17 protein-coding genes and 2 tRNA genes are annotated in these 22690 nt (G+C 64.5%); 9 read left to right on the top strand and 10 right to left on the bottom strand.

Annotated elements, in window-relative coordinates; translation table 11 throughout:
- Window positions 1-72: 72 nt before the first annotated feature.
- On the top strand, window positions 73-1869 hold the full coding sequence (locus D1012_RS23175; protein WP_158569332.1) for an enoyl-CoA hydratase-related protein: 1797 nt from the start codon (window positions 73-75) through the stop codon (window positions 1867-1869).
- On the opposite strand, the gene D1012_RS12070 is transcribed toward D1012_RS23175, so the two are convergent.
- Window positions 1862-2077, bottom strand: a complete 216-nt coding sequence (locus tag D1012_RS12070; protein ID WP_118152534.1) for a hypothetical protein — start codon at window positions 2075-2077, stop codon at window positions 1862-1864. The genes D1012_RS23175 and D1012_RS12070 overlap by 8 nt on opposite strands.
- A 122-nt stretch (window positions 2078-2199) precedes the next feature.
- Between D1012_RS12070 and D1012_RS12065 the strand changes: the two genes are divergently transcribed.
- Window positions 2200-2454 (top strand): DUF2312 domain-containing protein, encoded by a 255-nt coding sequence (locus tag D1012_RS12065; RefSeq protein WP_118152849.1) that lies wholly within the window; start codon window positions 2200-2202, stop codon window positions 2452-2454.
- Window positions 2455-2496: 42 nt separating this feature from the next.
- Here the strand turns inward: D1012_RS12065 and D1012_RS12060 are convergent, their stop codons facing one another.
- Window positions 2497-3369, bottom strand: a complete 873-nt coding sequence (locus D1012_RS12060; RefSeq protein ID WP_118152532.1) for a hypothetical protein — start codon at window positions 3367-3369, stop codon at window positions 2497-2499.
- A gap of 177 nt (window positions 3370-3546) precedes the next feature.
- On the opposite strand from D1012_RS12060, the gene D1012_RS12055 reads away from it, so the two are divergent.
- Together D1012_RS12055 and D1012_RS12050 are read left to right on the top strand one after the other, a co-directional pair.
- Entirely contained in the window at window positions 3547-5208 is a 1662-nt protein-coding gene (locus D1012_RS12055) for an ABC transporter permease (protein WP_118152523.1), read from the top strand.
- Window positions 5209-5250: 42 nt separating this feature from the next.
- Window positions 5251-5326, top strand: a tRNA-Thr gene (locus tag D1012_RS12050).
- A gap of 15 nt (window positions 5327-5341) precedes the next feature.
- On the opposite strand, the gene D1012_RS12045 is transcribed toward D1012_RS12050, so the two are convergent.
- From D1012_RS12045 to ytfQ, 5 genes are read right to left on the bottom strand one after another with little or no spacing between them, the layout of a single operon-like run.
- On the bottom strand, window positions 5342-6091 hold the full coding sequence (locus D1012_RS12045) for a FadR/GntR family transcriptional regulator (protein WP_118152521.1): 750 nt from the start codon (window positions 6089-6091) through the stop codon (window positions 5342-5344).
- A gap of 1 nt (window position 6092) precedes the next feature.
- Complete coding sequence (gene yjfF, locus D1012_RS12040; RefSeq protein ID WP_118152519.1) at window positions 6093-7091, bottom strand: galactofuranose ABC transporter, permease protein YjfF; 999 nt, start codon at window positions 7089-7091, stop codon at window positions 6093-6095.
- Window positions 7088-8104 carry an ABC transporter permease gene (locus tag D1012_RS12035; RefSeq protein ID WP_118152517.1) on the bottom strand — a complete coding sequence of 339 codons (1017 nt, stop codon included), beginning with the start codon at window positions 8102-8104 and terminating at the stop codon, window positions 7088-7090. The genes yjfF and D1012_RS12035 overlap by 4 nt, the downstream gene beginning before the upstream one ends.
- Window positions 8101-9675, bottom strand: coding sequence for a sugar ABC transporter ATP-binding protein (locus D1012_RS12030; protein ID WP_233517109.1), 1575 nt, complete (start codon window positions 9673-9675; stop codon window positions 8101-8103). Before D1012_RS12030 ends, D1012_RS12035 begins: the two co-directional genes overlap by 4 nt.
- A 55-nt stretch (window positions 9676-9730) precedes the next feature.
- Window positions 9731-10702 (bottom strand): galactofuranose ABC transporter, galactofuranose-binding protein YtfQ, encoded by a 972-nt coding sequence (gene ytfQ, locus D1012_RS12025; RefSeq protein WP_118152515.1) that lies wholly within the window; start codon window positions 10700-10702, stop codon window positions 9731-9733.
- Between the two features lie 501 nt (window positions 10703-11203).
- Between ytfQ and D1012_RS12020 the strand changes: the two genes are divergently transcribed.
- Genes D1012_RS12020 through D1012_RS12010 form a run of 3 tightly spaced genes read left to right on the top strand, consistent with a single transcriptional unit; the run spans window position 11204 to window position 16104 of the window.
- On the top strand, window positions 11204-12247 hold the full coding sequence (locus D1012_RS12020; protein WP_158569329.1) for a glycosyltransferase family 2 protein: 1044 nt from the start codon (window positions 11204-11206) through the stop codon (window positions 12245-12247).
- Between the two features lie 3 nt (window positions 12248-12250).
- The gene (locus tag D1012_RS12015; RefSeq protein WP_118152511.1) at window positions 12251-14551 is read left to right on the top strand and encodes a rhamnan synthesis F family protein; all 2301 of its coding nucleotides are present in this window, start codon (window positions 12251-12253) and stop codon (window positions 14549-14551) included.
- Window positions 14548-16104, top strand: a complete 1557-nt coding sequence (locus tag D1012_RS12010) for a glycosyltransferase family 4 protein (protein ID WP_118152509.1) — start codon at window positions 14548-14550, stop codon at window positions 16102-16104. Before D1012_RS12015 ends, D1012_RS12010 begins: the two co-directional genes overlap by 4 nt.
- Here the strand turns inward: D1012_RS12010 and D1012_RS23170 are convergent.
- The 3 genes from D1012_RS23170 to D1012_RS11995 form a co-directional block, all read right to left on the bottom strand.
- A complete protein-coding gene (locus tag D1012_RS23170) occupies window positions 16088-16813 on the bottom strand; it encodes an LbetaH domain-containing protein (RefSeq protein ID WP_118152507.1) in 726 nt (241 codons plus the stop codon). The two genes, D1012_RS12010 and D1012_RS23170, sit on opposite strands and share 17 nt — an antisense overlap.
- Window positions 16810-17931 carry a DegT/DnrJ/EryC1/StrS family aminotransferase gene (locus D1012_RS12000; RefSeq protein WP_158569327.1) on the bottom strand — a complete coding sequence of 374 codons (1122 nt, stop codon included), beginning with the start codon at window positions 17929-17931 and terminating at the stop codon, window positions 16810-16812. The genes D1012_RS23170 and D1012_RS12000 overlap by 4 nt, the downstream gene beginning before the upstream one ends.
- Before the next feature lie 168 nt (window positions 17932-18099).
- Window positions 18100-18173 (bottom strand) — tRNA-Cys (locus D1012_RS11995).
- A 303-nt stretch (window positions 18174-18476) separates the two neighbouring features.
- Between D1012_RS11995 and D1012_RS11990 the strand changes: the two genes are divergently transcribed.
- Window positions 18477-19583: an efflux RND transporter periplasmic adaptor subunit gene (locus tag D1012_RS11990; protein ID WP_118152503.1), complete on the top strand. Its 1107-nt coding sequence runs from the start codon at window positions 18477-18479 to the stop codon at window positions 19581-19583.
- 10 nt (window positions 19584-19593) lie between these two features.
- Window positions 19594-22686 carry an efflux RND transporter permease subunit gene (locus D1012_RS11985; protein WP_118152500.1) on the top strand — a complete coding sequence of 1031 codons (3093 nt, stop codon included), beginning with the start codon at window positions 19594-19596 and terminating at the stop codon, window positions 22684-22686.
- Window positions 22687-22690 lie beyond the last annotated feature (4 nt).

Here is a 22690-nt window from a genome sequence, read left to right as displayed (position 1 = left end):
TCACAGCGGCTTGACCGCGCCTGCTGTTGCGCTGCACTGTGCATGGGGCGGTGTGGTGACAAGGATATGACAGTGAGCAACGGCGTAGATGTGACCACAACGGACGCATTGGCCGAAATCACGCTGTCCCGTCCCGCCATCGGGGTCTGGCTGGATGCCGTACACCGCAACCGGTTGCTGGAGGCGGTGGCGACGGTCGACCCGCGCCTGACGGCTGTGTTGCTGCGCGCGGCGGATCGCGTGATGGCGCTGCACCCGGATGGTGGCCCCGATCTGCCGGGGCCCGAGGATGCCGCGTGTCCGTCGCTGGCCAGTCTGTGTCTGGCGGTGGAGCAGTCTGCGGTGCCGGTGTTTGTGCTGCTCGAAGGCATGGTGTCTGGGGCGGCGGCGGAAATCGCTCTGGCGGCACGGGCGCGGATCGCCACACCCGGTGCGCGGATCGGGTTTCCGGCGGCGCGTCTGGGGCGGATCAGCGGGGCCGGGGCCACACAGCGGCTGCCGAGACTGGTCGGGGCAGAGCACGCGCTGCGGCTGTTGACCAGCGGCAGGCCGGTTGCCGCGCCCGAGGCTTTGGTGATCGGGCTGGTGGATCAGATCGTCGAGGGGGAGACGGCGGCGGAGGTTCTGGCGACGGCGCAGGACTGGATACTTGCGCAAGGCCGCGAGCCGCGTGCGCCGCAGGGTATGGCGGATGGCCGGGCCTATCTGGCGGCGGTCAAAGCGCTGCGGGCGACGTCAGCACCGGGCAGCCTTGGCATGGCGCTGGCCGATTGTGCCGAGGCGGCGCTGTTGTTGCCAGCAGAGCAGGGTCTGGCCTTTGAGGCCGCACTTGCTGCAGAGCGGGCGGCGCTGCCCCAGACGGCGGCGCTGGCGCATCTGGTGCGTGCCGAGCGCGCGGCGGCACAGGTGCCAGAGGCGTTGCGGTCGGTCAAGGTGGGGCCAGTGACGCGGCCCGCGCTGGTGGGCGCGTCGCCGCAGCTGTCGGCACTGGCGCTGATGGCGCTGGCGCGGGGGTTGCCGGTCACGGTGCTGGAGCGTGACCGCAGCCGGCTGGTGCCGTTGTTGCAGAACATCGCGGCGCGGCAAGAGGCGGCGGTGCAGGCGGGCAGCCTGTCGCCTGCGCAGCGTGATGCCGATTGGGCGCGGCTGCGGGCCGCCTCTGACCCGGACGATCTGGCGCAGGCCGATCTGGTGGTGGTGGCCGCCGATACAGCGGTGCCGCTGGTGCCTGCGTCGGCGCCGCTGTTGATCATGGGGCGGGGAGAACTGCCAAAGGGCGCGTTCCGTCTGGTGCTGTCGGGGCGGGTGGCCGAGCTTGGATTGCCCGCGCATTGCCCGGCGGGGGCTGCAGCGCAGGCCTTGGCCTTTCTGCGCCGGATTGGTCAGATGGTGGTGCTGACCGGGGTTCAATCGCCGCTGGGGATCTCGGGTCGGCTGGCCGGGGCTGGTGGAGCCGCGTTGCGCGCGCTGCTGGTGTCGGGTGTTGCCCCTGATGCCATCCTGTCGGCGCTGACCGGCTTTGGCCTAGCGGCCCCTGCCTTGCCAAAGGCGGAGCCGGGGGCTGGCCCGCGCCCGATGTCGGCGGAGGAGATCATCAACCGCTGGCTGGGTGCTCTGGCCAATGAGGGTGCCCGGATGCTGGCGGCGGGGCTGGCGCAATCGGCGGGTGATGTGGATCTGGTCGCGGTCCACGGGCTGGGCCTGCCGTCCGAGTGTGGCGGGCCACTGCATCAGGCCGATCAGCGCGGGCTGATGATCCTGCGCCGCGATCTGCGGCTGTGGGGCGACGAGGCTGAGGTGTGGAAGCCTGTCCCGGCGCTGGATGCGCTGGTATCAAACGGGCGCGGGTTTTCGGGCCGCCTCAGCTGAGGAAAATGCCGGTGACCACCACGATCAGCCCAAGGCCCGACACGGCGAGCGCGCCGAGATTCAGCACCACCACACGCTGAAGCTGGGCCTTGATCTGATCCTCGGGCAAGGCGGATTTGCGGGCGCGCATGGCAAGGATGATGCACCACAGCAGCGTCAGCACGCCGGCCATGGTCAATGCAGCCCCGCCCCAGATCAGCATGTCCATCTGTCGCCATCCTTTGGAAGTGGTCCCGCGCCGCCTAGCCCAGCTTTGGCCTGCGTGCAAGCCTTGAACCCACCACAGGGCCACGGTAGGGATGACATCAAACAGCACAGCATGAGGCGATGATGAGCGACGTAACTGACAACTATTCCGTGACAGCCGACGAATTGCGCCAGTTCATCGAACGGGCCGAACAGCTGGCGTCTGAAAAGAAAGACATCGCCGAGCAGGAAAAAGAGCTGTTCGCCGAGGCCAAGGGCCGGGGCTATGACACCAAGGTGATGCGCAAGGTGATCGCGCTGCGCAAGCGCAAGCCCGACGAGATCGCCGAAGAAGAAGCGGTGCTGGAAATGTACAAGACCGCGCTTGGCATGGCCTGATCACAGACGGCAAAGGGGCGCTTGCGCCCCTTTTTCATTGGCTCAGGCCGAAATGAATGTGACCCCCGGCATCGCCCGGATACGCGCCACATCTTCGTGATAGGTTGCGGTCAGGGCGGTCACCGTGTCTTCGGTCCAGCCCGGCACCTCCAGCTCCATCTCGACCCGGTCGGGCAAAGCGAATTTGTCGAGGAAGGCCGAGACGATACGGCGACGCTGGGTCGCGGTCTGCACCGGATGGCTGTCGATATAGGCTGTCATCCGCGTCAGACCTTCGGGTGACATGATCATGCTGAGCAATTCGTCAGTATCCGTCAGCGATGTGCCTTCGGCATGGCCTGACACCGCCTGCAACACCTCGGGCCAGATCAGCGGCGTGTCTTCGTCGCACCAAACGGTAAAGGGCACGCCAGGGTTGTTGATCAGCACATCCTCGATCACCTCGGACCAGTGCAGATCCAGCGGATCAATGCCCGCCATGAACTGCTCAAAGCTTTTGTCGCGCTGCTTGGCGAAAAGCTCGGGCAGAAAGGTGGCGGGGTTGCGGATGGCCAGATGAAATTCGGCCTCGATTTCCGGGAAGATCTGGGTAAAGGCGCGGACCCGTTCCGCTGCTGCAGGATACAGCCGCTCTTTCAGCACCCATTGCGGAAAGGACAGGAAATTATCCCATGACAGGATCAGCCGCTCGGCCCGGTCCTCTTCCATGATCTGTTCCAGCACCAGCGCCTGCGTGTCGCGCCCGGCGGGCTGACCCTTGAGCGTGATGGCGGTGTCACGCAGCAAAGACCGATACCGCGCCGGGCCGGGAACCACGATGCCCTGTTCGCCAAGGGTCTGGCGGTTTTTCAGCAGGCACCGCAACAGACGTTCCTCGTCGGTGCAATGGGCGCCAAGGTGATAGACGATACGCATCCTGCTCTGGACCTGTCCTGTTCTTGATTGCGGGGGACTATAGGCACATTCCTTTGGGATGACACGGGGGATGACGCGCATCGTGTCAGAAGAATTGCCAACAGAGTCCGTCAGGCCACGCCAAGGCGGAGGCTGATCTGGACAGGGCAGGGCGCGCGGTGCTATCGGAGAGACAGGATGACCCAGCAAAACACTCAAGTTCCCCGCCGCCCCACCCTGCGCCTGCCGCGCCTCGATCTGTGGACTCTGGGCGCAATCGCCATTGCGGTGGTGGTTCTGGCCCCGATGGCCTCGGTGCTGTGGATCGCGTTTCACCCGACCGAGAACATCTGGCCGCATCTGTCGTCAACGGTACTGCCGCGCTATCTGAGCAATACGCTGGTTCTGATGCTGGGTGTGGCGGTGCTGACGGCGATGGTCGGCACCGGGGCGGCCTGGCTGACGACGATGTACCGCTTTCCGGGCCGCAACTGGCTGGATTATGTGCTGCTGTTCCCGCTGGCGATCCCGGCCTATGTCGGGGCCTATGCGCTGGTGGATTTCCTGCAATATGCGGGGCCGGTACAGACCAGCCTGCGCGGTCTGATGGGATACGAGTCGGCGCGCGACTACTGGTTCCCGCAAGTGCGTTCGCGCGGGATGGCCATCGTCGTGCTGTCGGCGGCGCTGTATCCGTATGTTTATCTGCTGGCCCGCGCCGCGTTCCGCGAACAGTCGGGCGGATCGTATGAGGTGGCGCGTGCGCTGGGCTGTGGTCCGTGGCGGCTGTTTGGCCGGGTTGGCCTGCCGCTGGCGCGGCCTGCGATTGCGACCGGCGTGGCACTGGCGCTGATGGAGACGGTGGCCGATTACGGCACGGTGCAATATTTTGGCGTGCAGACGCTGACCACGGGGATTTTCTCGACCTGGCTGAACGGCAACAACGCAGGCGGTGCCGCGCAGATTGCGGGCGTGGTGCTGGTGCTGATCTTTGTGCTGCTGGGGCTGGAGCGGGTCAGCCGCCGCAATGCCCGCTTTCACCGGGTCGGACGGTCCGCGCGTCCGGTGGAGCCTGCGGTGATGCCGCGCGGCGCGGGCTGGATCGCGTTCGCGCTGTGCCTGCTGCCGATTCTGGCCGGTTTTGTGTTGCCGGTGGCGATGATGGGCTGGCATGCGCTGCGCCGCCCCGAGGTCTGGCTGTCGCCGGGGCTGACGCGCGCCTTTGTCAACACGCTGATCACCGGCGGGGCGGCGGCCTGTCTGACGGTGGGGGCGGCGATTTTTCTGGTCTACGGATTGCGCATGGCCCATCGGTCGGCGGCGCGCTGGGTTCTGCCGGTGACCACGCTGGGCTATGCCGCGCCCGGCGCGGTTCTGGCGGTTGGCATCCTGATTCCATTGGCAGCGCTGGATCACAAGCTGGCCGATGCGGTGCTGGCGCTGACCGGCTGGGATCCGGGGCTGATGCTGACCGGCACGGCGGCGGCGCTGGTGCTGGCCTATTCGGTGCGGTTCTTTGGCGTGGCGCAGGGGGCTGTCGACGCGGCATTCGGCCGGATCTCGCCCTCGCTGCCGATGGCGGCGCGGTCGCTGGGCCGCTCGCCGGGCGGCGCGCTACGGGCGGTGCATCTGCCGCTGATGCGCGGTTCTGTCGCCACGGCGCTCTTGGTGGTGTTTGTCGATTGCGTCAAGGAATTGCCCGCCACCCTGCTCTTGCGCCCGTTCAACTACAACACCCTTGCCACACGGGTGTTTGAACTCGCCAGTCTGGAGCGGCTAGAAGAAGCCGCCCCCGCCGCGCTGATGGTGATGGCGGTCGGTCTGCTTGCCGTGGCCCTTATGGCCCGCGCCAATCGCTGAGGGGCTTGCACCCGCCGCGCGTCAAGGTTATTTCAAGGGCGTGCCTCTATAGCTCAGCTGGTAGAGCACCTGATTTGTAATCAGGGGGTCGCGGGTTCAAATCCTGCTGGGGGCACCAGTTTTCTGTTTGAGATCACCGCGATGGCGGGTCTGAGTGCAGGGTCCAATGCCGGTCTTGTGCGAGGATGGCTGTCATGGCCTTGTCTACGGTGCTTGCGTCTCCCTTGGTCACGCCGTCAGCCAAAGCTTTGTAAAACGCCGATTTCTCTGCCGCAAACTCGGTCACACCGGCCCGGATGCGGGCCAGTGTGGTCTGGACCACGCCGAATTCCACCAGCCCGGATGCTGCGCGCAGGAAGGGGTTCTGGCTGGCTTCGCACAGGGTGCGGTGAAATTCGAATTCTGCCAGCGCATAGGGTTCGGCAAGCGTTGTCATCGCCTCGCGCTGATTCAGCCAGTAGTGCAGCATCCGCACCTGTTCGGCGGTGCGGCGGGTGGCGGCGAGCGTGGCGGTCTGCATCTCGATTGTCTCACGCAGTTCGGTAAAGCTGGCGAGAAAGGCGGCATCCGGCCCGGCCTCCTGAATCCAGGCCAGCACCGAGCGGTCAAACAGGTTCCAGCGGCTGCGCGACAGCACACGGGTGCCGACCTTGGCCCGCGCCTCGACAAGCCCCTTGGCCTCCAGCGTTTTCAGCGCCTCGCGCAGAACGGTGCGCGACACGCCGTAGGAATCCATCATCTCGGCATCATTGGGCAGGATCGACCCCACGGCAAAACGCCCTGAGGCAATGCCAAGGCCGACTTCGGCAATCACATAGGAATGATAGTTCCGCGCCGTCTGCCGCCCGGAGAGCGCGCGCACGAGACTCCCCGGTTCGCTCATGTCAGGATTTCCTAAACGCCTTTTTTCGGGGGCCGAAACCTTTCTTGCCCGGCACGGCGGCCGAGAACACCAGTCTCTGCAACAGAATGAACAAAAAGAGAAGCCCGCCGATGACGATCTTTGTCCACCAGCTGGACAGGGTGCCATCAAACACGATGTAGGTTTGCACCAGCCCTTGCAGCATCACCCCGATAAAGGTGCCTGCTACAAAGCCATAGCCGCCGGTCAGCAGGGTGCCGCCGATCACCACGGCTGCAATCGCGTCGAGCTCCACGCCAAGCGCCGACAATGAATACCCCGCCGAGGTGTAGAGCGAAAACACGATCCCCGCGATCCCGGCGAGGGTGGAGGACAGGGTATAGACCAGAATGGTGGTGCGCGCGACCGGCACCCCCATCAGCGCGGCCGAGGTTTCATTGCCGCCAAGCGCATAGACGTAGGAGCCAAAGCGGGTGCGGTGGGCAAGGACGATGCCGAGGATGAAAACCGCCAGCATGATCATCGCAATCACCGTCAGCCGCCCGCCACCGGGCAGCAGGATGTAGCTGCGCGAAATGCTGGTATAAAGCTCGTGCTTGATGCCGATGCTGTCGGGCGACAGCACCGATGCCCCGCCCCGCGCCAGAAACATGCCCGCCAGCGTGACGATGAAGGAGGGCACCTTGAGATAATGGATCGCGGCCCCCATCACCGCGCCAAACCCGGCCGTGACCGCCAGCGTGATGGCAAAGGCGATCAGGGGGTGCAGCCCGGCCCACATGATCAGCGTGGCGATCAGCACGGTGGAAAAGCCGATCACAGCGCCGACCGACAGATCAATCCCGCCCGACAGGATCACAAAGGTCATACCCACCGCAGCAATGCCCAGAAAAGCATTGTCGGTCAGGAAGTTGCCCAAGACGCGGGTGGACAGCATCGACGGGTATTGCAGCACGGCGGCGATATAGGCCAACAGAAAGATGGCCGTGGTCGCCAGCAGTGGGCGCAGCGCGCGGTTCATTCGGCGCTCCTTTTCGGGGGAGGTGTCAGGGGGGTGAACCGGCGGCTGATCCATTGTCCGGCCTGCGGCGATTGTAGCACCAGGATCAGGATGATCACCGCCGATTTGACCACCAGGTTGAACTGCGGCGAGAAGCCGGAAATCAGGATGCCGGTGTTCATCGCCTGAATGATCAGCGCGCCGACCACCGACATCGGGATCGAAAACCGCCCACCCAAGAGCGAGGTGCCGCCCAGCACCACGGCCAGAATCGCATCCAGCTCCAGCCAGAGGCCGGCGTTGTTGGCATCCGCACCGCGAATGTCGCCCGCCACGATCAGCCCGGCGATGGCGGCACAGAACCCGGCAAAGCTGTAGACCATCAACAGCAGCAAGCGGCTGGAGATGCCCGCAAAACGCGCGGCAGAGCGGTTGACCCCCACCGCCTCGATCAGCAGGCCAAGGGCGGTGCGGCGCACCGCCAGCGTGGTCACGATCATCAGCACCAGCGCGATCACCACCGGCATCGGCAGGCCCAAAAGCGCCCCGGTGCCGATGTAGCTGAGCAACGGGTCGGAGAAGGTGACGATGGAGCCTTCGGTGATCAACTGTGCAAGCCCACGCCCGGCGACCATCAGGACCAGCGTGGCGATGATCGGCTGAATGTCCAGATAGGTCACCAGAACCCCGTTCCAGAACCCGCAGACCAGCCCCGCCAGCAGGGCCACCGGGATGGCGATGGAGGCCGGGGTGCCGGTCGAGACCATGACAGCGGCGACGGCACCGGAGATGGCCATGACCGCGCCGACCGACAGATCTACCCCCTTGGTCGCGATCACGGCGGTGACGCCAATCGCCAGAATGGCCACTGGCGCGCCCCGGTTCAGCACGTCGATCAGGCTGCCGAACAGGCGGCCATCCTGCCAGGTGATGGTGAAAAAGCCCGGAAACAACAGCCAGTTGATGAACAACACGGCGGCAAGGGCGGCAAATTGCGGGCGCAGCAGCGCCGAAGTCAGGGCCTGCCGTTTCATGTCACGGGCTCCGGTGTCAGGGTGTTGTCGGCGATGGCGGCCACGATGACTGCAGGCGTGATATCCGCGCCGTGCAATTCGGCCACCATCTGGCGGTCGCGCATCACCACCACGCGGTTGGAATAGGCCACCACCTCGTCGAGTTCGGACGAGATCACCAGCAAGGCCAGCCCCTCTTCGCGCAAGCGGTTGATGGTGCGGACGATTTCGGCATGTGCGCCGACGTCGATGCCGCGTGTCGGCTCGTCCAGAATCAGAAAGGTCGGGTCATTGGCCAGCCAGCGGGCCAGGATCACCTTTTGCTGGTTGCCGCCCGACAGCAGTTTCACCGGCATGTCATGGTTGGCGGCGCGGATGTCCAGATCATCGGCATAGCGCCCGGCAATCTCGTCCTGCTCGTCGCGCTGCAGGGCGCGGAACCAGCCCAGCTTGGCCTGAAGCGCGATGATGATGTTTTCGCGCACCGAGAGTTCACCGAAAATGCCATCCAGCTTGCGGTCTTCGGGGCAAAAGCCGAATCCGGCCATCACCGCCTGCGCCGGGTTGCGGATTTTCACCGGCTTGCCCGCCACGGTGATGTCGCCCTCATCCGCCGTATCCACCCCGAACATCAGCCGGGCCATTTCGGTGCGGCCAGAGCCTAACAGGCCCGCCACGCCGACCACTTCGCCCTCATGCAGCGACAGGGTAAAGGGGGCGACGCGATCCGCCCGGCCAAGGCCGGTAAAGGTGACCTTGACCGGCCCTTTGGCGGCTTCGGCGACGGGCAGGCTGCTGTGCCCATAGGCCAGATCCTTGCCCAGCATCATCCGCACCACTTCCGTAGCGGTGAGTGTGCTCAGGTCGCGGGTGCCGATCAGCTGGCCATTGCGCAGGATCGTGACCCGGTCTGCCACGGCAAAGACCTGATCCAGAAAATGGGTGATGAAGATGATGCCAAGGCCGCGCGCTTTCAGCTTGGCAATCACCTCGAACAGCTTTTCCACCTCGTTGCGGTCAAGGCTGGCGGTGGGTTCGTCCAGCACCAGAACCTTGCCGGAAAGCTCTACCGCGCGGGCAATGGCGACGATCTGCTGCACGGCGACGGAATAGCTACCCAACTCGGCGCGCACGTCGATATCAAGGCCATAGGTCGCCATCAGCGCGGTCGCTTGCGTGACAATGGCATGGCGCTGCACCAGACCAAAGCGGGTCGGTTGCCGCCCCAGAAACAGGTTTTCCGCCACCGACCGGTTGGGCAGCAGGTTCACTTCCTGATACACCGTGCCGATGCCAGAGCCTTGCGCGTTCAGCGGATCGGTGAAGCGGACGGGCGCGCCATCCAGCACGATCTCACCGCCATCGGGCTGATAGGCCCCGGTCAGGATCTTGATCAGCGTGGATTTTCCCGCACCGTTTTCGCCCAGAAGCGCGTGCACCTCACCGGGACGCACCGCGAAATCCACACCATCCAACGCCCTGTGCTGGCCAAAGATCTTGACGATCCCCCGTGCCTCCAGCACCGGATGTGACTCACCCGCCATATCCTGCCCCCCGTTTCCTGCCTGCCACAGTTCTGCTTTTGCCCGCATAAAGCAATTCCGTCGGCGGGAGTTTCCCCGCCGACGGATGCCCTTTCGGGGTGGATCAGTAGCCCAGACCCTTGCGGCGGTCGTATTCGCCCTGCGGGTCATCGGTGGGAGTGTAGAGTTTGGATTCGGTGATGATGAACTTCTCCGGCATGGTGCCTGCGTTCAGGAACGCGTCGAGCGCCTCGAACGCCGGGCCTGCCATGTTCGGCGTCAGCTCCACCGTGGCATTGGCTTCGCCTGCGGCCATGGCGGCAAAGATATCCGGCACGGCGTCAATCGACACCACCAGAATGTCGCTGCCCGGCTTCAGACCGGCATCCTTGATCGCCTGAATAGCCCCCACGGCCATATCGTCGTTATGGGCATAAACAGCGCAGATGTCGGCACCGCCGCCTTCGGCTTTCAAAAAGCCTTCCATCACTTCCTTGCCTTTGGATCGGGTGAAATCGCCGGTCTGGCTGCGGATGATCGAGATATTGGTGGCGGCAGCGATGCCTTCTTCAAAGCCTTGCTTGCGGTTGATCGCAGGGGACGAGCCGACGGTGCCTTGCAACTCGACCACTTTGCAGTCTTTGTCGCCCACGTTTGCGACCAGCCATTCGCCGGCCACGCGGCCTTCTTTGACCTGATCCGAGGCCACCGAGGTCAGGTACAGATCTTCGGGCGCGTCGATGCCACGGTCCAGCAGCACGACCGGGATTTCGGCGTCTTTCGCTTCGGTCAGCACTTCTTCCCAGCCGGTCGAGACAACCGGGGCGATCAGGATAGCGTCAACGCCTTGCGCGATGAAACCGCGCAGCGCCTTGATCTGGTTTTCCTGCTTTTGCTGGGCATCGGCAAATTTCAGATCAACGCCAAGCCGTTCGGCTTCGGCGCGTGTCACCGAGGTTTCTGCCGCGCGCCAGCCGGATTCGGACCCGATTTGCGAAAAGCCGATAACCTTGCCGGACAGCCCCTCGGCATAAGCCGTCGAAGACATGAGTGCGCCAATACCCGCGACCAGCGCGAGTTTCTTGATGATGGACATGGAATCCCTCCCTAGGATTGTGCGGCAGACGTCTCCTCCCGTCGACCTGAGAAGAAGCTAGCAAAAGTAATACTATATGTAAAATTCAATATGCGGCGATGGTGGTGGAACGAAAATCCGAGTGCCGCAATGCGGTGCCGGGCCTGTAAAATCAGGCGGGTTACAGATTAAGAATTTCAACCAATGTATTGAAATTTATAGCGTTTGGTGTTTTCTCCATGTGACTGCTTGAATGTGGGTCTGCTGTCTGACGCGTACTGCCAGTGGGTGCCGCTTCCGGCAATCGCCTCGCCCGCTGGTCCTTGCACTCCCTGATGGATGGGGCAGGTCTGGCCACTACAGGGCGGACTTTCGGCAATCGTGGGCTTGGGAAACGCGCCCCGCGAATCATGCTTGGGCGCAATGGGCTTGCACTGGCAAAGGCGGGCGTGGGAAGGTGAGGCGGGTATCCCGCTGCTGTTGCTGGCGCGGGGATGGTCGCCTTGCGTGCGGAGTGTGCTGTTGAAGATCCTTGCCTTCACCTGTGTCAAGAATGAGGGCCCGTTTCTGCTGGAATGGATCGCCTATAACCGTCTGATCGGGGTGACGGATTTTCTGGTGTTTTCCAATGATTGCGAAGATGGCAGCAATGTGTTGCTGGACCGGCTGGCCGGTCATGGCGTGGTGCGCCATCTGCCCCACAGCGCGGCACCGGGCAAAAGCGTGCAATGGCAGGCGCTGCAAACGGTGGCGCGCGACCGGCTGACCGCCGGGTTTGACTGGGCGATGTTTGCTGATGTGGACGAATTTCCGATGATCCACGCCGGACAGCACCGGCTGGATGATGCCATCGCCGTTGTGCCACCTGACGCTGACGCCATTGCGATGCCCTGGCGGTTGTTCGGGGCCAGCGGGCATGTGCAGTTCGAGGACAGCCCGGTGACGGCGCAATTCCTGCGCTCGGCCCCGGCGGATCTGTATCACCCGATTGCCGGGCGCTACATCAAGACGTTGTTCCGCCCCGCGCGATTTCAGAAACCGGGCGTGCACCGGCCCAAACGGCGGCCCACAGGCCCGGTGCCGGTCTGGTATGACGGCGCAGGCGCGCGCTTGCCTGATGATTTCGCCGGGCGCGACAGCCAGATTGCGCTGCCGACCCTGACCGTGGGGCGCGGGGTGATCGAGCTGAACCACTATTCGCTGCGCTCGGTCGAGAGCTTTATCGTCAAGACCGCGCGCGGGTTGGCGAACCGCCGGGTCAAGACCATTGATCTGAGCTATTGGGTAGAGCGGAATTTCAACTCGGTGGAAAACACCGCGATCACCCATTGGTCTGCCGCACTGGCCGCCGAAACTGCGGCGCTGCGCGCCCTGCCGGGGGTCGAGGCGTTGCATCAGCAGGGGTGCGACTGGCACCGGCAGCGCAGCGCCGCGCTGATCCGCACCGAAGAGGGGTATCGGCTGTATTGCGACTGTTTGCATGCGGCAGACTCTGCCGCCTTGCCACGACGCCTCGCCCTGCATCTCTACGCGGTGTTTGCCGAGTTGCGCGCGCAGGGTGCCTGAGCCATGGCGCTGTGCCTGCATATCGGACTGAACGCCCTGCGCTCGAATGCCGAGGGCTGGGGTGATCTGCAATATGCGCGCTGTCTTGCGGCGGCATTGGAACAGCTGGGCCATCAGACCCGGCTGTTTTTCCGCGACGAGATGCCGGAACTGACCGGGCAGGGCGATGTCGTCCTGCGGATCATCGGGCCGCATCTGGATGAGCCGGTGCCGGACGTGCCCAACCTGCTGTGGGTGATCAGCCCGCCCAATCAGGCCTATCTGGCCTGTCTGGCGCGGTATCAGGCGCTGTTCTTTGCGTCGGATATGCTGGCCCGGCAGTGCGCCGCTCTGGGGCTGGCGGCCAGCTATCTGCCACAGGCCACCGACACCGGCATTTTCAACCTTGCCGCACGGCGGCAGGCACCGGTTGATATCGAGGTGAGTTTTGTGGGCAATCTGGCGCTGCGTGTGCCGCGCAGCACGGTGCGTGAGGCGATTGGGCTGGGGTTTGACGTCAGGATCTGGGGGCAGGGCTGGGACGGGGTTGTTCCGGCCCGTCACATTGGCGGCGACAGGCTGGACATCACCGCTTTGGCGCAGGTCTACGCCCGCTCTCGTGTGGTGCTCAACAGCCATATGCCGCACATGGCCGAACTTGGGTTCATGAGCAACCGCAGCTTTGACGCGATGGCCTGCGGGGCGCAGGTGGTGTCGGATCAGGTGCAGGGCTTTGCCGACCCGGCGCTGCCCGGTCTGACCCAGATCGGCGGGGATCAGGCGTTGGGGGAACATCTGACACGCTTGCTGTCGGGCACGCAGGACCGTACCGCCATCGCCGGACCGATGGCAGAGCATTACAGCTTTGCCGCCCGCGCCCGCACCCTTGCGGCAGAGGCAGCGCGGCAGCTGGCGCTTGGCCACCGCGCGTCGCGCGCTTTTGCGCCTTTGTCCGCCCAACCACGACGCGGCAGGGTGCTGAAAGTGACCGTTTCGGATTGCCCGTCAGACGCTGAGGCTACGCTTCCCCCGCTGGCCGCGCGTCTGGATGCCCTGATCTCCTCGCATCAGCTGGAGGTGACGCTGGTGCTGTCAGACCCGAGCGCGACTCCCGATGGCATCGGGGTAGAGGAGGCGATGCAGCGCGCCGCAACGGCGGTGATGCGGATCGGGGCCGTGATCGCGCGTGAGGCGTCGCTGGCCCGGCTGACCGTGACTGGCCCGGAGACCGAGGCCGGGTGCGGCGTCATTCACGCAGGCATGCCCGATCACCGGGCGGCGCAGCGGGCCGCGCAGGACAGGGCGACACCGCAGGCGCTTGCAGTGCTGGAAACCGTCTGCGCCCGCGCGCGCCGGGTGCTGGAGTGTCCGGTGGGGGCGTTTCTGGCGCCGGAGGGTGCGGGGATCGACCCGGTGCAGGCCCGGATCCGGCTGTTGAACAACCGCCCGCTCTATGCCCATAGCCCTGCGGGCTTTTCGCGCGACCGCCAGAAACGGCACCTGCGGCTCTGGCCACGCAACAGTCCGGCCAAGCTGGCGCGCCCGGTAGGGGTTTTCATCCATCTGTTTTACGCCGAACTGGCGACAGTGTTCCGCGACCGGATGGCGCTGTTGGATCTGCCGCACCGGCTGTATGTCTCGACCGATACACGCGCCAAGGCGATGACGATCATGGCCCAGCTGCCGACAGCTGTGGTGCGGGTTGTGCCGAACCGGGGGCGCGATGTGTATGGCAAGCTGTACGGTTTTGCGGATGTTTATGCCGAACATGATATCGTGCTGCATCTGCACGGCAAGAAATCGCCCCATGCGGATGGCTTGGATCAATGGCTGGATCATTGCCTGGCCTGCCTTTTGCCCAGCCGGGAAGAGGTGTTCCGTATCGTGTCGTTGTTCCAGTCCGCGCCCGAACTGGGGCTGGTGGTGCCGCTGACCTTCAAATCGGTGCTGGCGGCGGCGCATTGGGGCGACAATCTGGAAATTGCGCGCGAGTTGGTGGCGCGGATGCAGCCGCCGTGTCCGTTGCCAACGGACGCCGATCTGGATTTTCCGGTTGGGTCGATGTTCTGGGCGCGACGGGTGGCGCTGGAGCCTTTGCGGGCGCTTGCGCTGACGCCAGAGCATTTTCCGCCGGAATCCGGCCAGCTTGACGCGACCCCGGCCCATGCGATCGAGCGGTTGTTCGGCGTGGTGTGTCAGGCGGGGGGCTACCGGCTGCTCCGGGTGGCCCCGATGGGCAGCACCCAGCACAAGGCGCAGCAGATTGTCGCCCGCCGCAACGAGGATGTGCGACAAGCGCTGCAAGGCGGGGTGTTCGGGCCATGATGCAGCCTGTTGTCTGTGAGGGGTTCTTTGACGCAGGCTTTTACCAAGGCCAGCTTGATACGCCGGTTGCCGACCCGCTCGGCCATTTCCGGGCGCAGGGGGATCGGCTGGGGCTTGATCCGTCGCCCTATTTCAGCACCCGGCATTACAAGGCGCGCTACCCCGACTGGGCCGCTGACGGTCATCCGACCGCGCTGGACAGCTTTCTGGCACAGGACCGTCCCGGCGCGTGGCGCAGCCCGCACCCGCTGATCGACCCGGTGGCCTATCTGCGGCTGCACCCCGACGTGGCCGCTGCGGGATTTTCCCCCGCCGGCCACTTCGCCCGCCATGGCGATGCCGAGGGGCGCAGCCCGACAGACGCGTTTGACGCCGTGTTTTACCGGCGCTGTTACCTGCGTTTGCAGGAGACCTATGCCTTTGCGCATTACATCCGTGTCGGGCAGGGGGCGGGCCATCTGCCCAGACCTGTGCCGCGCAGCCCGGCGCAATCTGCTGCTGCGGCCCGGCAGGTTCTGGCTGGCATTGCGCGCCCAATCTTGCTGGGGGTGCATGATGCGCAAGAGGCGGGTACGCCGATTCTGGTGCGCGATATGGCGCAACACTATGCCGCACGCGGGCTGTCGCCGGTGTTTGTATTGCGCGATGGCGGTCCGCTGGTGGCCCGGTATGCAGAGTTTGGCCCGGTGTTTGTGCTGGCCGAAGGCTGGGATGCGGCGGGGCTGTTCGCCGGAGTTCCGCGCGATGTGCCGGTGATCGTGAACAGCGGGGCCGCTGCCTTGCTCGCGCAGGGAGCTGCGCAGGCGGGGTTGCGGACCGTGCTGCTGATCCATGAGATGCGCGGCTATCTTGATGCGCAGGGTCTTGTGCCGGGGCTGGCTGCGGCACAGGCTGCAGGCGCGCGGCTGGTCGCATCGTTTCCCCGCATGGCCGAGGCGTTGCGCCCCGATCTGGGCCCGCTGGACGTGGTGCAGCCGGGCGTGACCCTGCCGCCAGCCGGGCTCGCCGATTTCCGGGCGCGCAAGCGGGTGCAAGCGGGGCGCACGGTGTTCATCGGGGCAGGGCATGCCGACAGGCGCAAAGGGTTTGATCTGTTCCTTGACGCCGCGCAGGAGATCGCTGCCCGGATGCCGCAAGCGGGTTTTGTCTGGCTGGGCGCGCTGGACCCCTGGGCGCAGGATCTGGCGCGGGCGGCGCGGGGGGCGGGCCTGCCGTTGAGCCTGCCGGGGTTCGTGACCGACTCGCTGGCCTGTTATGCGGCGGCATCGGTGTATTTACTGACCTCACGCGAAGACCCCGGCCCGGCAACGCTGATCCATGCGGCGGCCACCGGCACGCCTTTTGTCGGCTATGCTGCTGACATTGGCTTGCGCGGTACGGTGGATCCGCTGGGGCGCTTTGTCGCCAGTGGCGACCGGGCGGGGTTTGTCGCGGCCGCCATTGCCCTTGCACAGCAGGAAACGCAGACCACACGGCGCGCCCGGCGCGCGCTGGTGCGGCCCCATCTGGGGCTGGACCGCTATTGCGACCAGCTGCTCAGGGCGTTTGCCTGATCAGCGCCTGAAGCCGCGCCCAATCCCGCACCGGCATTGCCGGGTTGCCCATCATCCGCGCGCCCGCAGGCACGTCGCGCATCACGACCGCGCCGACACCGATCACTGCGCCATCGCCGATCCGGATCGGGTGGCCGGGACGCCCGTTGCAGATGATCGCGCCCGAGCCGATGGTGACATGGCTGCCGATCTCGACATGGCCGTTGATGATCGCGCCAAAGGCCAGCGTGGAAAAATCGCCGACGCTGACGTCATGGCCGATCACCGCCGCCAGAACCTGCACCCCGGTGCCAAGCACCACAGCGGGACAGATCCGCGAGGTCAGGTCAATCACGCAGCCCGGCCCGAACCGCGCATCCGCCGCCACCGTGCCCGGCGTGCGATGCGCGATATTGGCCAGCACCGCCCCTTCATGCGCCAGTCGTGCTGCGATGCGGGCACGCACCGCGCCATCACCCATCGACAGCAGCACCGGAACCGCCGGAAGCTGCGCCAGCCGGTCTGCACCTGAAATCACCGGCACCCCCAATGCCGGGTGCACAAAGCCATTGTCCAGATCATCCACCACGGCCCGCAGCCGGACCCGGCCCTGCCAGTGGGTCTGCAGCACGGCCATCATCATCTGACTGTGGCCCCGGCTGCCGTAGAGCACGACCTCGTCAAAGCTGTCGACACCCCGGATCGGCGCCGGTTCTGCCGGTTCTGTCATGAAATCCCCCGCATCACTCCTTGCACAACCCGCTCCACCCCGGCCCGGCCCATGTCGCTGTGCAGGGGCACCGACAGATAGCGCTCCGTCAGAGCCGGGGCAATCGGGTGGTCACGGCTGGTATGCAGAATGGCCGACTCAAAGCGGGTTCGCGGCCCGCACAGCAAGGCAAACGGCGCGCGGGGCAGAATATCGTCGGCCTTCAGCGCGGCGATGACCGCCGTGCGCTGCTCTGGTGGCAGGATAAGCGTATAATACAGATGGCTTTCCGAACTGCCGGGCCGGGGGCGCAGCAGGGACAGACCTGTCACCCCGGCAAAACCCGCGTCATACCAGCGCCGCAGCTGCGCCCGTGCCGCGATTTCACCAGCGACATGGGGCAACACCGACAGGCCAAAGGCGGCATGCAGCTCTGACATCTTGCCATTGATCCCCGGTCCGGTCATCCGGCCTTCCTCCAGGCCGAAGTTGCGCATCCGGGCCAGCGCTGCCGCCTGCGCCGGGTCACGCAGTATCACAGCGCCGCCCTCTGCCGTGTTCAACAATTTGGTGGCATGCAGCGACATGGCAGTCGCATCTCCGCGCAGGCAGATGTTTTCACCCGCGATCTGCACATCGGGGGCCTGCGCCGCATCAAAGACCAGCCAGAGCCCATGCCTGCGCGCGATATCTTCCAGCGCCGCAACGTCGCAGGCGATGCCCTGAAAATGCACCGCCAGAATGGCCACAGTGCGGGGGGTGATTGCGGCCTCCACCGCCTTGGGGCAAAGCGTGCCAAAGTCCGGCTCGACATCGGCAAAGACCGGGCGCAGACCGCACCAGTCAATCGCCTGAACCGACGCGGCAAAGCTGAGCGGCGGGGTGATCACCTCACCTCCGGGGCGCAGCCCGCCGAGCCGCAGCGCCATCATCAGCGCCATGGTGCCAGAGGACACAAGACAAGCGGTTCCGCCGACCAACCGGCTCAGTTCGACTTCAAACCGGGCGTGCAGCGCACCGCCGTTGGTCAGATGCGCGGAGTGGAACACCGGGTCAAGCAGGCGCAAAAGATCCTCAGGCCGGGGCATCAGCGGCTGACCAAAGACCAGCGGAGCGGGGCGGCCAGAGCGATCAGACATGCGGATTGTGTCCCCCGTTGACATGCAGCGTCGAGCGACTGCTGCGCAAAGTGGCGTCACATACCAGAAAAGCCCGAACGCCACTGTCAGTTGGCACGCTTTTCAACCCAGCTTCAACGGACAATACCGCTTTGGCCTGATGAACATTGCTTCACTGTCTGGATGATTTGGAGGCGGGTATCGGAATCGAACCGATCTTCACGGATTTGCAATCCGGTGCATAGCCTGCCTGCCCACCCGCCTCGCTGTTGGGGGAATTATAGCAGCTTGGCGGGGCTTGCAAGACCTCTGTTGCGATTGTGATGGAGGCGATCAAGGGCAGGCGGAAGGGTCGGGGTGTGACTGTCTGCGCGGCGTTTGCTCGGCAAATCAGCGCAAGTCCTGTAAAATGGCGGGTGGGTTGTTCGTATTTGCTGTGCAGTAATCGCCTTCTGGATGTGCCCGCAGTATTGATATTGCTTGTCCAAAGGTTCACTAAAGGCCGGAAAATCTTGCGCCGGAGCTATTTGATTGTTCCCGTGCTTTCCGTTGAAAACGAGGCTTCCATGGCAAAACGGCTTATTATCGCGATCCTTCTTCTTGGCCTCGTGGTCGGCGGGATTGTCTGGTTCAAGTATTTCCGCGACGGCATGATCGCGCAGTTCATGGCGGGCCGGGTGCCGCCGCCGGTTCCGGTGACGGTGCAGATGGTTGATCCGGTGACCTGGACGCCGGGGATTGATGCGGTGGGTACTGCGATTTCGGCGCGCGGCGTGGATCTGGCGATCGAGGCCGGTGGGCTGGTCCGCTCGATCGGCTTTGCGTCGAATGACCGGGTGACCGAGGGTCAGATCCTGTTGCAGATTGATGATGACAGTGAGCGTGCGGCACTTGCCGCAGCCGAAGCCGCTCTTGGCGTCACCCAGACCGAGGCGGTGCGCGCAGCGACCCTGACCGAACGCGGAGTCGGGACGGCCAATGCGGTCGAGACGGCATTGGCGCAGGAGCAAAGTGCGCGCGCTCAGGTGGCGCAGGTGCAGACCGCGCTCGATGCCAAGACCCTGACGGCGCCGTTTGAAGGCGTGATCGGGATTCCGCGGGTCGAGGTTGGTCAATATGTCACCCCCGGCGCGATCTATGCGACCTTGCAGGATCTGGATCAGATGTTTGTCGATTTCACCGTGCCGGAACAACAGATCGGCGCGCTGGATCTGGGCCGCGAGATCACGGTCAGCACCGATGTGGGGTCTTTCAGCGCCGAAGGCCGGATCAGCGGGATCGAGCCGCAGGTTGACCCCAGGACGCGGCTGGTGTCGGTCCGGGCGATCGTCGACAATCCCGGCGCCCGCCTCTATCCCGGCCAGTTCCTGCGCGTGCGGGTGGCTTTGCCGGCCGAAGAGGGGGTGATCACCGTGCCGCAGACGGCAGTGATCTCCAGCCTGTATGGCGACTCGATCTATGTTGTGAAGCCGGACGGCGACGGGCTGAAGGTTGAGCAGGCCTTTGTCACGCTGGGACGCCGTGCCGATGACCGGATCGAGGTGATTTCCGGGATTGCTGATGGCGATCAGATCGTGACGTCGGGGCAGAACCGCCTGTCGAACGCGGCCAAGGTGGTGATCGACGACACGGTCGAGTTGTCGCCACCAGCGACCGCTCCGGCGAGCGAATAAGGAGCGGGCCATGCATTTTTCCGAAGTTTTCATCCGCCGTCCGGTGCTGTCCAGCGTGTTGGCGGCGCTGATCCTGTTCCTTGGCCTTGCGGCCATGGTCAACCTGCCGGTCCGGCAATACCCCGAGGTGCAGGAAAGTGTGATCACCATCACCACGGTCTATCCCGGTGCAGCACCTGAGCTGATTCAGGGCTTTGTCACCGCACCGATTGCGTCGGCGGTGTCTACCACGGAAAACCTTGACTATGTGACCAGCGACTCGCGGCCTTCGGCTTCGGTCGTGACGGTTCAGATGAAGCTGGGGGCTGATCCCGATGTTGCCCTGACCGAGGTGATGTCCAAGGTCCAGCAGGTGCGGGGCCAGTTGCCGCAGGATACCGAAGACCCGGTGATCGCCAAAGGCACCGGCATGACATTTGCCCTGATGTATCTGGCGGTCCAGAACCCGAACATGACGCCCGAACAGCTGACCGAATACCTGGAACGTGTGGTGCGCCCGCGTGTGACCAATATTCAGGGCGTGGCACAGATGGAAATCATGGGCGCGCAGAAGTACAGCATGCGGATCTGGCTTGACCCGCTGCTGTTGTCCGCACGCGGTGTCACCGCGTCCGAGGTGCTGGCCGCGATCCGGTCGTCGAACTTTCTGTCGGCGCCGGGTAAGACCGAGAATGAATACTTCTCGTATTCGCTGACCCTCGATTCCACGATTCAGAGCCCCGAAGCCTTTGGCGCGCTGCCATTGGGGCAGGGTGACAGTGGCGTGGTGCGCCTGCGCGATGTGGCACGGATAGAACTCGCCTCTGGGACCAATGATGCGATTGTGACGTTCGCGGGCGAACCCGGCATTTTCATCGGGATCATTCCCGCGCCGGGCGAAAACCAGCTGGATGTGGCCACCAATGTCCGTGAAGCCTTGCCCGCGGTGGAGCAGACCTTGCCGACCGGCATGACGATGTCACTGGTGTACGATTCGACCGAGACGATTTCGGCCTCGATCTCCGAAGTGTTCAAGACCATCGCCGAAGCCGTGCTGATCGTGGTGGTGGTGATCCTGTTGTTCCTGGGCTCGTTCCGCTCGGTTCTGATGCCGATTGTCACGATTCCGCTGTCGTTGATCGGGGTGTGCAGCGTGATGCTGCTGCTGGGCTATTCGATCAACCTGCTGACGCTGCTGGCGATGGTTCTGGCCATCGGTCTGGTGGTCGATGACGCGATTGTGGTGGTGGAGAACATTCACCGCCATATCGACGAAGGCATGACCCCCGCCGCAGCCTCGATCAAGGGGATGAAGGAAATCACCGGCCCGGTGGTGGCGATGACCATCACGCTGGCCGCCGTGCTGGCGCCGCTCGCCTTTACCGGCGGGCTGACCGGGGCGCTGTTTGCCGAGTTTGCGCTGACCCTTGCGGGGTCTGTGGTGATCTCTGGCATTGTGGCATTGACGATCACGCCGGCGATGTCGGCCCGTCTGCTGAACCACGGCGAGCCGGGGCGGTTCCAGCGGATCGTGGACCGCACGCTTGGCGGGCTTGCCAACTGGTATGAGCGCCGGGTGTCGTCCTCGCTCGACTACCGGCCGGTGACCATTCTGATGGTGGTGTCGCTGCTGGGGGCGACCGGGTTCATGTTCCTGAACACCTCATCCGAGCTTGCCCCGGAGGAAGACAGCGGCGCGCTGTTTGCGATCATGAGCGGCCCGCGCTATGCGACGCTGAATTACACCGACGCCTTTACCCAAGAGGTGAGCAAACGCACCGCCGGTATCGAAGAGGTGCAGACCTCGTTCTCGGTGGCCGGGATGGGCGGGGCCGGAAATACCGGCTTCTACATCTGGGCGCTGAAGGACTGGGCCGAGCGCACCCGCGGTCAGGCCGAGATTCAGCAGCAATTGCAAGGCATTCTGGATGGTACGCCGGGGCTGCAAAGCTATGTCTTTGCGCCGCCGTCGCTGCCCGGTTCGGGCGGTGGATTGCCGATTTCGATGGTGATCCAGTCGATCTATGCGCCCGAGCGGGTGGTCGAGATTGCGGATGAAATCCGCAACCGTGCGATGGCGTCGGGCATGTTCATCGTGGTGCAGAACAGCCTGTCGTTTGACGCACCGCAGGTGCGGGTGACCATCGACCGTGACCGCGCCGCCCAACTGGGGGTGGCGGTCAGCGACATCGGGTCCACGCTGGGCCTGTTGGTCGGGGGCGGGGCCGTGGCGCAATTCGACCGCGACTCGAACAGCTATGACGTGATCACCCAGGTGCCGCGCGACTGGCGCGACAACCCGGAAAAGCTGGGCGAATTTTTTGTACGCTCGGGCACCGGGGTCATGGTGCCGTTGTCTTCGGTGGTCAGCATCACGCCGACCGTGTCGGCGGCGTCGATTTCGCAGTTCAACCAGCTTAACTCTGCCACCCTGTCGGGGATGCCGATGATCGGCCTGTCGACCGGGGTGGCTCTGGCCGAGCTGGAGCGGATTGCGGCCGAGGTGCTGCCGGATGGGTTCTTCATCGAATATGCCGATCAGTCGCGGCTGGAGAAATCAGAAGGCAATACTATCCTGCTCGCCTTTGCGGCGGCGATTGTGGTGATTTATCTGGTGCTTGCGGCGCAGTTCGAAAGCTTCCGCGATCCGCTGATCATCCTGATGTCGGTGCCACTGTCGATCTTTGGCGCCATGCTGCCGCTGTATCTGGGGGCAGGCACGCTGAACATCTATACGCAGGTCGGTCTGATTACGCTGATCGGCCTGATCACCAAGCACGGGATTCTGATGGTGGAATTCGCCAACCAGCAGCGTGAGGAGCATGGTCTGCCACAGCGGCAAGCCATTGTGGCGGCCGCCAAGACCCGGTTGCGCCCGATCCTGATGACCACCGCGGCCATGGCCCTGGCCGTGGTGCCGCTGATCATCGCCGAAGGCGCCGGGGCTGCGGCACGGCAGGCGATGGGTCTGGTGATCTTTACCGGCCTGCTGATCGGCACGATCTTTACGCTGTTCGTGGTGCCGGCCTTCTACACCCTGATCTCGCTCAGCGATGCCAAGTATCTGCTGCACAAGCGCAAGGTGGAACGGCAGTTTGGCACTGATCCTGCGCAGGCACACTAGCTTT

It is taken from the genome of Pseudotabrizicola alkalilacus, from assembly GCF_003443995.1.
GTDB classification, from domain to species: domain Bacteria; phylum Pseudomonadota; class Alphaproteobacteria; order Rhodobacterales; family Rhodobacteraceae; genus Pseudotabrizicola; species Pseudotabrizicola alkalilacus.
The sequence above is the reverse complement of the archived record's forward strand: the minus strand, read 5'-3'. Positions and strand labels throughout refer to the sequence as shown.

Bases quoted from the DNA above. Each gene is read 5' to 3' on its own strand.
- D1012_RS12070 (WP_118152534.1), bottom strand. From the start codon at position 2,077: ATGGACATGCTGATCTGGGGCGGGGCTGCATTGACCATGGCCGGCGTG.
- D1012_RS12065 (WP_118152849.1), top strand. From the start codon at position 2,200: ATGAGCGACGTAACTGACAACTATTCCGTGACAGCCGACGAATTGCGC.
- D1012_RS12060 (WP_118152532.1), bottom strand. From the start codon at position 3,369: ATGCGTATCGTCTATCACCTTGGCGCCCATTGCACCGACGAGGAACGT.
- D1012_RS12055 (WP_118152523.1), top strand. From the start codon at position 3,547: ATGACCCAGCAAAACACTCAAGTTCCCCGCCGCCCCACCCTGCGCCTG.
- D1012_RS12045 (WP_118152521.1), bottom strand. From the start codon at position 6,091: ATGAGCGAACCGGGGAGTCTCGTGCGCGCGCTCTCCGGGCGGCAGACG.
- yjfF (WP_118152519.1), bottom strand. From the start codon at position 7,091: ATGAACCGCGCGCTGCGCCCACTGCTGGCGACCACGGCCATCTTTCTG.
- D1012_RS12035 (WP_118152517.1), bottom strand. From the start codon at position 8,104: ATGAAACGGCAGGCCCTGACTTCGGCGCTGCTGCGCCCGCAATTTGCC.
- D1012_RS12030 (WP_233517109.1), bottom strand. From the start codon at position 9,675: ATGCGGGCAAAAGCAGAACTGTGGCAGGCAGGAAACGGGGGGCAGGAT.
- ytfQ (WP_118152515.1), bottom strand. From the start codon at position 10,702: ATGTCCATCATCAAGAAACTCGCGCTGGTCGCGGGTATTGGCGCACTC.
- D1012_RS12015 (WP_118152511.1), top strand. From the start codon at position 12,251: ATGGCGCTGTGCCTGCATATCGGACTGAACGCCCTGCGCTCGAATGCC.
- D1012_RS12010 (WP_118152509.1), top strand. From the start codon at position 14,548: ATGATGCAGCCTGTTGTCTGTGAGGGGTTCTTTGACGCAGGCTTTTAC.
- D1012_RS23170 (WP_118152507.1), bottom strand. From the start codon at position 16,813: ATGACAGAACCGGCAGAACCGGCGCCGATCCGGGGTGTCGACAGCTTT.
- D1012_RS12000 (WP_158569327.1), bottom strand. From the start codon at position 17,931: ATGTCTGATCGCTCTGGCCGCCCCGCTCCGCTGGTCTTTGGTCAGCCG.
- D1012_RS11990 (WP_118152503.1), top strand. From the start codon at position 18,477: ATGGCAAAACGGCTTATTATCGCGATCCTTCTTCTTGGCCTCGTGGTC.
- D1012_RS11985 (WP_118152500.1), top strand. From the start codon at position 19,594: ATGCATTTTTCCGAAGTTTTCATCCGCCGTCCGGTGCTGTCCAGCGTG.